Source organism: Streptomyces sp. SAI-127 (assembly GCF_029894425.1).
Classification (GTDB): Bacteria; Actinomycetota; Actinomycetes; order Streptomycetales; family Streptomycetaceae; genus Streptomyces.
In genome coordinates this window covers 9,504,632-9,517,790 of sequence record NZ_JARXYJ010000001.1, presented here as the reverse complement: position 1 = coordinate 9,517,790, position 13,159 = coordinate 9,504,632, and the positions used below count along the sequence as shown (strand labels likewise).

At 70.6% G+C, this 13,159-nt stretch carries 12 protein-coding genes; 4 read left to right on the top strand and 8 right to left on the bottom strand.

Translation table 11 applies throughout. The features are described from left to right. Positions 1 to 25 precede the first annotated feature (25 nt). The 4 genes from M2157_RS43555 to M2157_RS43540 form a co-directional block, all read right to left on the bottom strand. A complete protein-coding gene (locus M2157_RS43555; protein ID WP_280867954.1) occupies positions 26 to 901 on the bottom strand; it encodes a universal stress protein in 876 nt (291 codons plus the stop codon). 528 nt (positions 902 to 1,429) lie between these two features. Continuing rightward, the gene (locus M2157_RS43550; protein ID WP_280855631.1) at positions 1,430 to 1,852 is read right to left on the bottom strand and encodes an Hsp20/alpha crystallin family protein; all 423 of its coding nucleotides are present in this window, start codon (positions 1,850 to 1,852) and stop codon (positions 1,430 to 1,432) included. 124 nt (positions 1,853 to 1,976) lie between these two features. Further along, positions 1,977 to 2,675: a CBS domain-containing protein gene (locus tag M2157_RS43545; RefSeq protein WP_280855632.1), complete on the bottom strand. Its 699-nt coding sequence runs from the start codon at positions 2,673 to 2,675 to the stop codon at positions 1,977 to 1,979. A 120-nt stretch (positions 2,676 to 2,795) separates the two neighbouring features. Then, positions 2,796 to 4,523, bottom strand: coding sequence for a GAF domain-containing sensor histidine kinase (locus tag M2157_RS43540; protein WP_280867953.1), 1,728 nt, complete (start codon positions 4,521 to 4,523; stop codon positions 2,796 to 2,798). 300 nt (positions 4,524 to 4,823) lie between these two features. On the opposite strand from M2157_RS43540, the gene ppdK reads away from it, so the two are divergent. Together ppdK and M2157_RS43530 are read left to right on the top strand one after the other, a co-directional pair. Continuing rightward, complete coding sequence (ppdK, locus tag M2157_RS43535) at positions 4,824 to 7,511, top strand: pyruvate, phosphate dikinase (RefSeq protein ID WP_280867952.1); 2,688 nt, start codon at positions 4,824 to 4,826, stop codon at positions 7,509 to 7,511. A 165-nt stretch (positions 7,512 to 7,676) separates the two neighbouring features. Continuing rightward, entirely contained in the window at positions 7,677 to 8,144 is a 468-nt protein-coding gene (locus M2157_RS43530; protein WP_280867951.1) for a pyridoxamine 5'-phosphate oxidase family protein, read from the top strand. Between the two features lie 42 nt (positions 8,145 to 8,186). Here M2157_RS43530 and M2157_RS43525 read toward each other — a convergent pair whose 3' ends face one another. The 3 genes from M2157_RS43525 to M2157_RS43515 form a co-directional block, all read right to left on the bottom strand. Next, positions 8,187 to 9,023: a universal stress protein gene (locus tag M2157_RS43525; protein WP_280867950.1), complete on the bottom strand. Its 837-nt coding sequence runs from the start codon at positions 9,021 to 9,023 to the stop codon at positions 8,187 to 8,189. A gap of 151 nt (positions 9,024 to 9,174) precedes the next feature. Beyond that, positions 9,175 to 9,855: a pyridoxamine 5'-phosphate oxidase family protein gene (locus tag M2157_RS43520; RefSeq protein WP_280867949.1), complete on the bottom strand. Its 681-nt coding sequence runs from the start codon at positions 9,853 to 9,855 to the stop codon at positions 9,175 to 9,177. A gap of 18 nt (positions 9,856 to 9,873) precedes the next feature. Continuing rightward, complete coding sequence (locus M2157_RS43515) at positions 9,874 to 10,944, bottom strand: zinc-dependent alcohol dehydrogenase family protein (protein WP_280867948.1); 1,071 nt, start codon at positions 10,942 to 10,944, stop codon at positions 9,874 to 9,876. A 286-nt stretch (positions 10,945 to 11,230) separates the two neighbouring features. On the opposite strand from M2157_RS43515, the gene M2157_RS43510 reads away from it, so the two are divergent. After that, on the top strand, positions 11,231 to 11,650 hold the full coding sequence (locus M2157_RS43510) for an STAS domain-containing protein (RefSeq protein WP_280867947.1): 420 nt from the start codon (positions 11,231 to 11,233) through the stop codon (positions 11,648 to 11,650). 57 nt (positions 11,651 to 11,707) lie between these two features. Then, positions 11,708 to 12,289 (top strand): hypothetical protein, encoded by a 582-nt coding sequence (locus M2157_RS43505; RefSeq protein ID WP_280855640.1) that lies wholly within the window; start codon positions 11,708 to 11,710, stop codon positions 12,287 to 12,289. Positions 12,290 to 12,422: 133 nt separating this feature from the next. Here M2157_RS43505 and M2157_RS43500 read toward each other — a convergent pair whose 3' ends face one another. Further along, positions 12,423 to 13,154, bottom strand: coding sequence for a CBS domain-containing protein (locus tag M2157_RS43500; RefSeq protein WP_280867946.1), 732 nt, complete (start codon positions 13,152 to 13,154; stop codon positions 12,423 to 12,425). Positions 13,155 to 13,159: the final 5 nt, after the last annotated feature.

The window sequence follows — 13,159 nt, the reverse complement described above, 5'->3', positions numbered from 1 at the left end:
CTCTCTCGAGGGCCAAGGACAACGTTCACACCAGCTGTGGAACGACCGCCACCGGGCAGTGCGCGTGGTGCAGCAGGGTGTGGCTCACCCGGCCGAGCTGCAGGCCGAAGTGGCCCTGCCTGCGACGGGCCCCGATGATCACGAGGTCGGCGGCGGCCGAGCGGTTCACGAGGATCCTGCGGGCGGGGCCTTCGACAGTGGTACGGCGCACACGGACGTCGGGGTGTTCGGCCATGGCTTCGCGCATTAGCTCGTCGAGTTGGGCCGAGGCCTGCTCCTCGTGCTGATGCATGGGTTCGTCGGCGAGGGCGGGGTGGTCGGCGCCCTCGTGCGCGGGGCAGCGCCAGGCGCGTACGGCGTCGAGGGCGCACCCGCGCACCGCGGCCTCATCGAAGGCGAAGCGCACGGCTTCACCACCGGTGGCCGGGTCTCCCGCACCGAGCAGGATCCGCTCGTGCGTACCTGCCAGGCTTGCGTTGTCGCCCCGGACCACAACGACCGGGCAGTGCGCGCGGGCCGCCACGGCAAGGCCGACCGAACCGAGCAGCAGTCCCTGCAGCTCACCGCGGCCGCGTGCCCCTGTCACCAGGGCGAAGGCGTTGTTGCCCGCACGAAGGAGGGCGTCAGCCGCTTCGGCGGAGACGATGTCGGTGGACACCTTCACGGCCGCGTCGCGTCGTGCGGCACGCTCGGCCGCCGAGGCGACGATGTGCTCGGCCAGCACTTGCTCCGAGGGGCGTTTCCGCCCCGTCGACGGCAAAGCCCCCTCGTATCGCTCCCAGAGGGAGGCGTATATCAGCCGCAGTGGCACATCGCGGCGGGCGGCTTCGTCCACCGCCCAGTCGACGGCCAGCAGACTCGCATCCGATCCGTCGACTCCCACGACCAGGGGGAGCGTCATCGTCCTCACCGCCTTCCGCCAGGCTGCCTCGCAGGCAGCCAGGGCTTTCATCTCACCGTCCCACTCGCTGGCGGGCTGCACGAGAGGCCGATGGGCCCTTGCCGAGGACGTTCGGCCCATGCCATCGGCCTACGTCTCGGGCGTTGGCGGTCGGCACCCTCGTCGACGAACGGCGACGGAACCTCTGGGTCGGTCGGATCCCGCCGTGGCCCATCTGACCCACGGGTCAAGGCCAGGCGCCCCTATCGCCGGAGCACTGCTGGCGGAGAAGCCTGTCGTACATGCGGTGCCGGTGTATCGGCAGACCGCAGCCCTTGAGGAGGCGACGATTATGAAGCGGATGCAGGTGGACAGGCGTCCCTGGATTCCGCGCCGACCGGAGCCCCCCTGACCTGCGGACACCCTGCGGACGTCCACTCCCGTGCTGAGCGCGGTCCGTCCGAGGGACGGCCGACGTGGGTACAAGGGCGTGCGTGGCCGGGGAAGCCCCCGGCCACGCACACCCGTGCGACTCGGCGTGCCCCTGTCTCAGCCGCGCCGCACCGGGATGGTCCTGGTACCCGTCTTCGCCTCCGGGACCGGGACCGTGATCGTCAGGACACCGTCCTTGTACTCCGCAGTCGCCTCCTCGCCCTTGGCTTCGGCCGGCAGCCGGACCGAGCGGGCGAAGTTGCCGTAGCGGAACTCGGTGCGGTGCTCTTCGGTGGTCTCTTCCGTGCGCTCGGTCCGGAGGGTCAGAACGCCTTCCGACACGGTGATTTCGACGTCCTTGGCGGGGTCGATGCCGGGAAGCTCCGCACGCAACACGTAGGTTCCGTCCGTCAGGCGCTCTTCGACCCGGATGCCGTGCAGCCCCGGTACCGCGTGCGCCCCGGGGAGCCCGGACTCGGCCCACCCGAACAGATCGGGAAGCGTCGGCCAGCCCGGGAGCCGCGCGATGATGCCGTTCATGTCTCCCTCCTCCGTACACTTGTCAGCCTTTTCGCCACTTCCAGCTTCCCGCACCGGAGTTGAACCACGCGTGAGCCGAACGGCCCGGTCAGGAGGACGTTTGGCTCCTGCCGTTTCGGATCGATCACATTCCTGCACTACCGGGAAGGTCGGGATCGAGGTTCGGGCGGCGCAGCGGTCCTTGGAGTGCGCAATGAACGTCCACCACACCCTCGACGGCCCGCACCAGGCGGGTGGCCAAGGGCAGGAGTGTGGTGTCGCGGACGCGACCGGTGAGTGTCACGACGCCGTCGCGCACTTCCACCCCGATCGGTTGAACGGGAACCGCCATCAGGTGCGTCGCGATCTCACGGCGGACGTCATCCGCGATGTCTTCGTCACTCCTGAGGAACACCTTGAGGAGGTCGGAACGGCTGACGATTCCTTTCAGGACGCCTTCGTCGTCGACCACTGGCAGTCGCTTGACCTTGGCGTGCGCCATCGTGCGCGCGGCCCGGACAAGGGTGGTGTCCTCACCCACCGTGACTGCGGGGCTGGTCATCAGCTTCTGGGCGGTCACGGCGTCAGCCTTGGCCAGGTCGGACGGGCGCCGTGCCGCCGGCCAAGGATCCGGGTCCTGGTCACTGACGCGGTACTCCTCCTTGGGCAGCAGATCGGCCTCGGAGACGACACCGATGACCCTGTTGTCCGAGTCCAGCACGGGCAGCGCGCTCACCCGCCAGCGCCGCATCGTCCTCACGATGTCCTTGAACTCTGCGCCGCCATGCACTGCGACGACGGTACGGGTCATCACGTCGTTCACGGCATACGGAGTGCCGGGCATGGCGTCCTCCCATGTGCTCGGATGCCTTCACATCACCCTCAGGCTCCGACACCTGGCCGCCCGGGACATGGGCCGAACGGCCCAAGCCTTGCGGCCGAAGGACCTCGTTGCCGCGACCTGTCACGCGGTCGGCGTCGGCACCCACCACGTCAATGAGGTACCGCCGTCCCCAGGGCTGCTCAACTCCAGTTCTCCGCCCAGCTGTTCGGCCCGTTCGGCCATGTTGCGCAGTCCGCTGCGGCGGCCGCCGGGAGAGACGCCGGTGCCGTTGTCCGTGACCGTGAGACGGACCTGGCGCGAGTCGGCTGTGAGGACGACGCCGGCGCGCCCGGCCTGGGCATGCCGGGCGATGTTGGTCAGTGCCTCGGAGAGTACGGCCACCACGTGCTCGGCGATCTCCCGCGGTACGTCGGTGTCGACCAGCCCCTCCAGCCGCACGCTGGGCGCGAAGCCCAGGAGTGGCGCCGCCTCGCCTGCGATCCGCACCACGCGCGCCCGCAGCCCACTCCCATCGGTGCCCTCGCGCGAGCGCAGGCCGAAGATCGTCGACCTGATGATCTTGATGGTCTCGTCGAGGTCGTCCACCGCTCGCACGACGCGCTCGGACGCCTCGGGATGCTCGATGAAGCGGCCCGCGCTCTGCAGGGTCATGCCCGTGGCGAACAGCCGCTGGATGGCCAGGTCGTGCAGGTCCCGGGCGATACGGTCGCGGTCCTTGAGTACCGCGACCTCCTCCGCGACCTGACGTCGCTCCGCGAGTTCCATCGCGACGGCGGCCTGTGCGGCGAAGGCTTGCAGGGTCTCGGTCTCCGTCGGGGAGAACTCCGGTCCGCCGGAATTCCGCGCCAGCAGAAGCACGCCTCGGACACCGCCCTCGCGCGTGCCGATGGGCACGGCGACGGCGGGGCCGAGGCCCTGGAAGCGAGGGGGCTCCGGAGAGATCCGATCGTCGTGGGAGACGTCCGTGCTGACGGCCGGGGCGGCAGCGGAGAAGGCGAGCCCCATCAAGGTCGTGTCCACGGGCAGCACGAGCCCCTGGTGCGCCTTGGCGTCCAGCCCGACGGCGATCTCCACTGCGAGTGACCCGGTGTCCTCCATGGGCAGTGCGACCACGGACAGCGCCGATCCCGTGATCTCGCCGGCCCGCTCGGCGATCAGGCCGAGCACCTCGCTGCGCCCTCCGCCGGACATCAGGCTGTGCGTGACCTCCGCGTTGGCCTGCAGCCAACGTTCCCGCAGCCGGGACTGCTCGTAGAGGCGGGCGTTGTCGATGGCGACGCCCGCGGCGACGGCCAAGGTCGACAGGACCGATTCGTCGTCCTCGTCGAACTGCGCGCCGCCGCGTTTCTCGGTGAGGTACAGGTTGCCGAAGACCTGGTCGCGCACCCGGATGGGGACGCCGAGGAAGGTGTTCATCGGCGGGTGGTTGGGCGGGAAGCCGTACGACGCGGCGTGCTCGGAGAGCTTCGTCAGGCGGAGCGGCTCGGGATGGCGGATCAGCTCGCCGAGAATGCCGTGCCCCTCGGGGTAGGGGCCGATCCGGGCGATCTGCTCCTCGGTGACCCCAACCGTGTGGAAGGCGGACAGCCGCTTGCCGTCGGGATCGATCACGCCGAGCGCGGCGTACTCGGCGTCGACCAACGTCGCGGCGGCTTCGACGATGCTGTACAGCGCCTGCTCCAGATCCAGCTCACGGCCGACCGAGAGCACCGCTTCCAGCAGACTGTGCACCCGGTCCCGAGTTCCACGGGCCGCGTCCAGCCGCGCCTGAAGCTCCTCCAAGAGCTCGTCCAGCCTCAGCTGCGGCAGCCGTACACGGGCCTCCTGCGGCTCCTCGGGGCTCGCCACCTGCGCCTCCTCCGACCTCGGGCAGGCTGACGTCAGCCGCTTCAGTCATGGGTCACGCTACCGGCCGACGGCTGGTGACGATACGGGTACGGCCCCGGCGGCAGGGGGCCCGGTGGCCGCCTTCCCCGTGAACTGACGCTTGACGGGCGCCTGCCTTCACCCCACCGACGCACTGGGGCCGTTCGGCCCTGCGAAGGGGACGGACAGTACCTGCCGGGCGGACCGGGCGGTGTTCGACGCTGGGGCTGTGTCGTGACCGAAGTGCAGAACCGAGCCCGTCGAGCCGAGGAGTGCAGCGTCATGGTCCGTTACGTGTACGACTTCCGCGAGGGCCGCCGGGACATGGCGGATCTGTTGGGCGGCAAGGGCGCGAACCTGGCCGAGATGCCCCGGCTGGGCCTGCCGGTCCCGCCGGGCTTCACCGTGACCACCGACGCCTGCCGGGCTTTCCTCGCGACCGGCGCCGAGCCGGAGGGCATGTCGGCCGAGGTCTCCCGGCACCTGTCCGCCCTGGAGGAGTCCGCCGGGCGCCGACTGGGGCAGCGGGACGACCCGCTGCTGGTGTCCGTCCGGTCCGGGGCGCGCTTCTCCATGCCCGGCATGATGGAGACCGTCCTGGACATCGGCCTGAACGACGACTCCGTCCTGGGCCTCGCCAAGGCGTCCGGCAGCGACCGCTTCGCCTGGGACTCGTACCGCCGGCTCGTCCAGATGTTCGGCAGCACGGTCATGGGAGTCGACACCACCCGGTTCGACGAGGCCATGACCCTGCTCAAGGAGGCCCGCGAAGCCCCCGACGACCTGCACCTGGACGCGAGCGACCTCGCCGGCCTGGTCGAGACCTACAAGCGGCTGATCCTCGACGAGACGGGCCGGGCCTTCCCCCAGTCCCCCGCCGAGCAGCTGCGCCTGGCGATCCTCGCCGTCTTCCGGTCCTGGAACGGCGAACGCGCCCGCCTGTACCGCCGCCGCGAGCACATCCCCGACGACCTCGGCACAGCGGTCACCGTGCAGCGCATGGTCTACGGCAATCTCGGCCCCGACTCCGGCAGCGGCGTCGCCTTCACCCGCGACCCGGCCACCGGCCGGCCCGGCCTGTACGGCGACTACCTGGCCAACGCCCAGGGCGAGGACGTTGTCGCCGGCATCCGCAACACCGTGCCCCTGACCGAGCTGAAGCAGCTGGACCCGGACTCCTACCTGCGCCTGCGCGACCACATGGGGACCCTGGAGCGGCACTACCGCGACCTGTGCGACATCGAGTTCACCATCGAGCGCGGCACGCTGTGGATGCTCCAGACCCGGGTCGGCAAGCGCACCGCCGAGGCCGCGTTCGCCATCGCCGCCGAACTGGTCGAGGAAGGGCAGATCACTGCGGACGAGGCACTGGCACGGGTCAGCGGAGACGGCCTGGCCCGGCTGATGTTCCCGCGCTTCGACACCGACGCCACCGGCGCCGCGCTCGCCCACGGCCTCCCGGCCTCGCCCGGCGCGGCGGTCGGCGCGGCGGTCTTCGACTCCGCCGAGGCCGTACGGCGTGCCGCGGCCGGCGAGAGGACGGTGCTCGTCCGCCAGGAGACCACCCCCGACGACCTGCCCGGCATGGTCGCCGCCGAGGCCGTGCTGACCAGCCGGGGCGGCAAGACGAGCCACGCGGCCGTGGTCGCCCGCGGCATGGGCAAGGTGTGCGTCTGCGGCGCGGAGGAACTCACCGTGGACACCGCGGCCCGGCACTTCACCACCCCCGACGGAACCGTCGTCGAGGAGGGCACGGTCATCTCGGTGGACGGCACCGCGGGAGCCGTGTACGCGGGTGCGGTGCCGCTGGTCGCCTCCGAGGCGATGCGGTACCTGGAGACCGGCGAGCAGTCCGACGGGGTCGTGGCCGCAGTGGCCCGCTCTCTCGAACAGGCCGACTCCCTACGGCGGTTGGAGGTCCGCGCCAACGCCGACACCCCCGAGGACGCGCGGCGAGCCCGCCGGTTCGGCGCGCAGGGCATCGGGCTGTGCCGTACCGAGCACATGTTCCTCGGCGAGCGCCGCAAGCTGGTCGAGGCGATGATCCTCGCCGGAACGGACTCCGATCGCGACCAGGCACTGGCGGCTCTCCTGCCACTCCAGCGGCAGGACTTCACCGACATCCTGGAGGCAATGGACGGACTGCCCGTGACCATCCGCCTGCTGGATCCCCCGTTGCACGAGTTCCTGCCCGACCGCACCGAACTCGCCGTACGCATCGCGGCCGCCGAGGCCCGCGGTGAGCAACCGGAGCCGCACGAGGCCGAGTTGCTCGCCGCGGTGAACCGCATGCACGAGGAGAACCCGATGCTCGGCCTGCGCGGCGTGCGCCTGGGGCTGGTGGTTCCGGGTCTGGTCGCCATGCAGGTACGAGCCGTCGCCGAGGCCGTCGTGGCCCGCACGAGGGCCGGAGGCTCTCCGCGGGCCGAGATCATGGTGCCGCTGGTCGGCGCGGTGGAGGAACTGCGGATCGAACGCGCCGAGGTGGAGCGGGTACTGGACGAGGTGTCACACGAGTCCGGAGTTCCGGTGCGGTGCCCGGTCGGCACGATGATCGAGCTGCCCCGCGCCGCGCTCACCGCCGGCCGGATCGCCGAGGAGGCGGAGTTCTTCTCCTTCGGCACGAACGACCTCACCCAGACCACCTGGGGCTTCTCCCGCGACGACGTCGAGGCGGCGTTCTTCTCCGCCTACCTCGACAAGGGCGTCTTCCCCACCTCACCGTTCGAGACCATCGACCGCGACGGCGTGGGACGGCTGATCCGGATCGCGGTCGAGGAGGGCCGCGCCGCCCGCCCCGGCCTGACGCTCGGCGTCTGCGGCGAACACGGCGGCGATCCCGACTCCGTCCACTTCTTCCACGCGGCGGGACTGGACTACGTCTCCTGCTCGCCGTTCCGGGTCCCGGTGGCGCGTCTGGAGGCGGGCCGGGCCGCACTGCCCGCGAGCGAGGCCAGTGACAGCCGATGAGGCCGCATGGGCCCCACCAGGGTCCATCGGCCCTACAGAGAGGTCGCGGTTCGGGAGACAGTGAACTCAAGGAGCGGCACCGATCCCCCGCGGTGTCGCTCCGGCCGTATCTCGGTCAAACAGCGAGCAGCACACCCTTCGAACACACGCCAACGGAAGCCCGTCATGAATCACGACACCGATCACCGGCACATCACCGCGGAACCGCGCCGCCGCATCGAACTGGGCAGCGTCGAGGCGCTCCGCCTGCTGGGCAGCGTGTCGTTGGGGAGGATCGTCTTCACCCAGCACGCCCTGCCGACCGTACGTCCGGTCAACCACGTCCTGGACGGCGGTGACATCGTCATCCGCACCCATGAGGCCGCAGCCCTGACCATGCACGCCCGGCAGACCGAGGGCTCCGGTGTCGTCGTCGCCTACGAGGCCGACGACATCGACCCGGACACCCATCTGGGCTGGAGCGTGGTGGTGACGGGATATGCCCGCCTGGTGACCGAACCCGGTGAGCTGGCCCGTTATCGGGGGATGTTGCACCCGTGGGTGGACCAGAGCATGGACCAGGCGATTCGAATCCATCCGGACTTGGTCACCGGTGTCCTGCTCATCGCGGACGGCCGCCCGGGCGAGGTCTGAACCACGCTCGGGCGGCCTGCGGAATCGGGGGTGCGGGGGCGCTTACCCGGTGGGGACGACGAGCACAGGGCAGTGCGAGCGGTGCAGGAGGGCGTGGGTGACCGACCCGAAATGAGCGCCGTGAGGGCCACCCGTGCGGTGCGATCCGATGACGACAACGGCGGCCCCACGGGTGGCCTCGACCAATGCGTGCGCCGGGGTGGTGCGGACAGTTCGGCTTTCGACCTCCACGCCGGGGTGCTGTTCGCATATCTCTGCCATGGTGAAGCGTGAGACCGCTTCCTCTGCCCGGCTGTGCACGGCCAGGCGCGTCTGTCCCGGGCTGGTCGCCGGTATCGGCGAGGGCAGTTCGGGGGTCGTGTGCCGGTGCGTCCAGGAGTGAAGCACCTGGAGGCGTGCACCGCGCCGCTCTGCCTCCTGCAGGGCGTAGACGGCGGCCTCCGCGTCGGTGTCGCTCTCCAGGCCGAGCAGTACGTTGCGGCGGTCGTCGTCGTGCGGTCGGTCACCGCGCACGACGAGCAGCGGACTGCGCAGGTGCGCGGCGAGTCGCAGACTCACCGAACCGAGCACGAGGCCGGCGACGCCACCCAGCCCTCGCGTGCCCACGACGGTCAGGGCCGCGCCCGCGCTCTCACGCGCCAGCGCCCGTGCGGCGTCTCCCGCCACGGCTGTGGGCACGACCTTCACAGCGGGGTACCGTTTGTGTACCCGCGACACGGCTGAGACCAGGACCGGTCCCGCTTCGTCATGGTCGGTCACGGCGTACACCACGCGCAGCGCGGTCCCGCGACGAGCCGCCTCGTCCGCGGCCAGGTCCAGTGCCCGGGTGGAGACCAGCGAACCGTCCACTCCGACTACCACGTGATGACGAAGAGTCATAGCCTGGTTCCCTTCTGTGCGCGCTCTGTTGGTCTGCTTCCACCGGTGATGCTCCTCGTCCGCCGCTGTTCGGGGCAGGGGTCGAGGGGGACCTGCCGAGACGCCGAACAGCCCTCTGGGACAGGGCCGTTCGGTACAGGTGGCAGGAAGGTCAGACAGTGATCCGGCGCCCGGTGATCGTGCGCGGCTCGATCCGTATCCAGAGGTCACGATGGCCGCCCGCCCAAGGAGCGGTGTATGCCTGTTCGTCGAGCCGACGCGTCTCGTCAGGATCCGTGACGATGTGTGCGGGCCCGCGCGCGAGCACGCTCCAGCCACTGCTGAAGGCGTCGTCGATGCGATCGACCTCGAAGGCCACCTGGTGACCGGACGCCAGCGACGGCGTCGTGCCGGGGGCTGTCCGGAATACGATCGCGCCGTCGACGACGCTGTAGTTGACCGGCACGACGGCGGGCGCCGAAGGGGTCGACACCGCGATCCTCCCCACGCCGTGCGTGCCGAGCAGGGCCCTGCACTCGTCCGTGCCCAGCTCCGTGAACTCGGGTGTACGGGCAGCCTGTTCGAGGCCGGGTGGACGGTCGGCGGCTCCGCCGGTGAGCTCCGACACCGTGGTCTCCAGGACGGAGGCCAGACTCAGGAGCGTGCCCCTGTTCGGAGCGGCGCCGGGATGCTCCTCCAGGTGTTTCAGGTAGCTGGGCGCCATGCCCGCCCGGGCGGCTGTCTCCTGCCGGGTCAGGCCAAGGTGTGCGCGCCGGTCGGCGAGTCGGCGTCCCAGGTCGCCCAACGGCCGTTCCGCCGTCGTAGCGGCGTCGGTCCTTGTCCGTTCGGGCATGGCCGTCACCTCCTTTCGTCAGGCCTCGCGCACGGCGACGGCCTCGTGCTGCTCCTCGCCGAGAACGACCTTGAGGGCGCCGGTGTCGCCGGCGCGGGAGAAGACGTCGTACGCCTCCTCCATGCTGTTGAGCGGGAAGGTGTGGGTGACCAGCTGTGCGGTGGGCAGCCGTCCGGCAGCGGCCATCCGCAGCAGGGTGGGAGTGGAGTAGGTGTCGACCAGACCAGTGGTGATCGTGATGTTCTTGATCCACAGGTCTTCGAGGTGCAGGGTCGCGGGGGCGCCGTGCACGCCGACGTTGGCGACGTGTCCACCGGGGCGGACCATGCGGGTGCACAGTTCGAAGCTCTCCGGCACGCCCACGGCCTCGATGACGACGTCCGCGCCGAGCCCGTCGGTGAGGTCGGCGATCAGCTGCTCGGGGGTTTCCCGAGCGTCGGCCACAGCGTCGGCGCCGAGCTTCCGGGCGGCCTCCAGCCGGGAGGGGGCCAGGTCCACCGCGACGATCCGCTCGGGAGAGAACAGCCGGGCCGTGGCGATCGCCGCCAGCCCGATGGGACCGGCGCCGACGACGGCCACGGTGTCTCCGGGACGCACGTGCCCGTTGAGCACGCCCACCTCGTAGGAGGTCGGGAAGATGTCCGCCAGCAGGACGGCTTCCTTGCTGTCCATAGCGGCGGGCAGGGGGTGCACGGACAGGTCGGCGTAGGGTACGCGGACGTACTCGGCCTGGGTGCCGTCGATCAAGTGGCCCAGGATCCAGCCTCCGCCGCCCCGGCACTGGCCGTACATCGTCTGACGGCAGTAGGAGCACCGGCCGCACGCGGTGATGCAGGAGACCAGGACCTGGTCTCCCGGCCGCACGGTCCGGACGTCGCTGCCGACCTCGACGATCTCGCCGACCGCCTCGTGCCCCAGCACGGTGCCGGGGCGCACCTCGGGAACGTCACCCTTGAGGATGTGCAGGTCCGTGCCGCAGATGGTGACGGCGCGGACGCGCACGATCGCGTCGGTGGGCTCCTTGATGGCCGGGTCCGGGACCTCTTCCCAGGCGGACTGTCCGGCGCCGTGGAACACGTAGCCTTTCATGGCGCTCCTCACTCCACTCGATCGGTTGCGGAGCCCGGGTCCGGCCGCGAGGCGTCGACTGCCAGTACGAGCCTGGTGCCGTTCCCGCGGCTGGATTTGCCCCGCAAGTCCAGCCTGGCCCGTGTCCAGGAGCGTCGCTTGGGCCGGTCGGGCCACTTCCGGCGCCGGACGGGGCCCGCCCGCTGCACACGGCAGTCACGAGATACCCCCGTGGGCCCACCAGGCCCAGCCCGCAGGGGCCGATCGGCCCTTCCGTACCGTCCACCGGAGCGGCTTGGTTCTCACCATGTCCGAAAAGCGCACGCGGCCCGCACCACCCGTCTCGGTCCGCACGATCGACGGAACGACCGTCGTGACGCTGTACGGCGAGATCGACCTCGTAGCGGCGATCTCGCTGGCATCGGGCCTCGACGCCCTGTCCTCGGGCCCGCGCCCCGATCTGGTGCTCGACCTGCGCCTCGTCTCCTTCATCGACTGCGCCGGCCTGGGCGTCCTGTGTCGGACCCGGAACAGGGTCCGGTCGCGGCGGGGCAGGCTCCGGCTCGTCACCGAGAACGGCGGTTTCCTGCGGGTTCTCCGTGCTGCCGGGCTGGGCGGGGTGTTCGAGATGGACTCCCATCTGCCGCCTCCCGTGCCGAACGGCCCTACTCCCGGTGGGGAACCGGTCCCGAGCGGCCCCGCGATGGCGTCTTCTCGGCCCATGTGACCGCCCGCCCAGGGCTGCCACCTTCGAAGGTGTGACGACTGGAGGAGGTGCGGAGCCATGGACGGCAACGAGTCCGCGAGGAAGCTGTTCTGGCGCTGGCGGAGCAATCCGCTGCGACGCCACGACGACATCGTCGAGGCCTGGCTCGTGCTGGCCTTGTGGGCGGTCGTCGCGGTGGGAGGCACGGCCGCCGGTCTGGTGACCGCACACGCCGCCGACGAGACATTCGCACAGCAGCGTGCCGAGCGGCACTCCGTCCAAGCCGTCCTCCTCACCGATGCGCCCAAGCGCGCCTCATCGGTCCGCTCGTCGAGCGACCAGGTCCTGGCCGACGTCCGCTGGACGGCCCTCGACGGCTCCGTCCGCACCGACCGCACTCCGGTCGACACCGGCATGCGAGCCGGAAGCCATGTGGTGCTCTGGCAGGACGACCAGGGCAGCCTGGCCACCCAACCGCCGAGCCCCGCGGAGGCCGCTGTCGAGGCGGGTGTCCTGGGTACCTTCGCCGGGCTCGCCCTCGCAGGCGGTGTCTACGCCCTCGGAGCCGTCGCACGGTGGCGGCTGGAACTGCGGCGCATCGAAGGGTGGGGCAGGGAGTGGGACCTCGCGGGTCCTCAGTGGGGGCACAGGACCACCTGAAGGCACTGCCCATCGTCCACTCGAGAAAAGGCGGATCTCATGAAGCACGTCATCGTCGCCCACGTCGACCGCTCTGGAAATGCCCAGGCAGTGCTCCGATGGGCGCCTGCCGGTCATGGTGGTCCGCCTCCTCTCACAGCTTGCGCAGCCAGTCGTCGGCCACACCGTGCAGTGCCTGTTCGTCGGGCTGGAGCCGTTCGTCGTCCAGGCGCCAGGTGAGGTTGTCGACCACGGCGACCACGCCGTCGATCTGTCGGGTCATCGAGACGGTGATCTCCGTCTCGCTCTTGCGCTCCATCTGGCCGGTAAGGGTGACGACCCCTTCCGTCACGGAGACGTCGATGCTGTGGGGCGGCACCCACAAGGCGCGAAGCAGCACCTCCTGGACGACCTGTTCGCGGATCTCCGCGTCGGGCCGCAGGAAGACCTGGAGCAGGTCGCGGCGGGTGACGATGCCGACGAGCCGGTGTTCCTCGTCGAGGACGGGCAGCCGCTCCACGCGCCGCTGGGCCATCGTCCGGGCGGCCTCGACGATGCTGTCGTCGGCGCGCACGGTGACCGGCGGCTCGCTCATCAGCTGTCCGGCCGTACGTGCCTTGACCTTCACGGACTGCCGCCGGGCGCTGCGCGTCAGCGCGGGGAGCCGCCGACGGCGCGGGGGGTCGAAGGGATCAGGGGTTGCCGCCTGGCGCACCATGAGGTCCGTTTCGGAGATGACGCCGATGACCTTGTCGTCCTCGTCGACGACCGGCAGTCCGCTGATGTGGTGGTCGGCGAGCAGCCGCGCCACCTCCTTGAACGGGGTGCCGTACTCGGCCCGGACGACATCACCGGTCATCACGGAGCCGACCTTGTTGTGCTTCATGGCTG

What these genes read in the sequence shown, in the direction of transcription:
- M2157_RS43505 (WP_280855640.1), top strand. Translation starts at nt 11,708, where the DNA reads ATGGACGGCAACGAGTCCGCGAGGAAGCTGTTCTGGCGCTGGCGGAGC.
- M2157_RS43500 (WP_280867946.1), bottom strand. Translation starts at nt 13,154, where the DNA reads ATGAAGCACAACAAGGTCGGCTCCGTGATGACCGGTGATGTCGTCCGG.
- M2157_RS43530 (WP_280867951.1), top strand. Translation starts at nt 7,677, where the DNA reads ATGAATCACGACACCGATCACCGGCACATCACCGCGGAACCGCGCCGC.
- M2157_RS43510 (WP_280867947.1), top strand. Translation starts at nt 11,231, where the DNA reads ATGTCCGAAAAGCGCACGCGGCCCGCACCACCCGTCTCGGTCCGCACG.
- M2157_RS43555 (WP_280867954.1), bottom strand. Translation starts at nt 901, where the DNA reads ATGACGCTCCCCCTGGTCGTGGGAGTCGACGGATCGGATGCGAGTCTG.
- M2157_RS43550 (WP_280855631.1), bottom strand. Translation starts at nt 1,852, where the DNA reads ATGAACGGCATCATCGCGCGGCTCCCGGGCTGGCCGACGCTTCCCGAT.
- M2157_RS43545 (WP_280855632.1), bottom strand. Translation starts at nt 2,675, where the DNA reads ATGCCCGGCACTCCGTATGCCGTGAACGACGTGATGACCCGTACCGTC.
- M2157_RS43515 (WP_280867948.1), bottom strand. Translation starts at nt 10,944, where the DNA reads ATGAAAGGCTACGTGTTCCACGGCGCCGGACAGTCCGCCTGGGAAGAG.
- ppdK (WP_280867952.1), top strand. Translation starts at nt 4,824, where the DNA reads ATGGTCCGTTACGTGTACGACTTCCGCGAGGGCCGCCGGGACATGGCG.
- M2157_RS43525 (WP_280867950.1), bottom strand. Translation starts at nt 9,023, where the DNA reads ATGACTCTTCGTCATCACGTGGTAGTCGGAGTGGACGGTTCGCTGGTC.
- M2157_RS43520 (WP_280867949.1), bottom strand. Translation starts at nt 9,855, where the DNA reads ATGCCCGAACGGACAAGGACCGACGCCGCTACGACGGCGGAACGGCCG.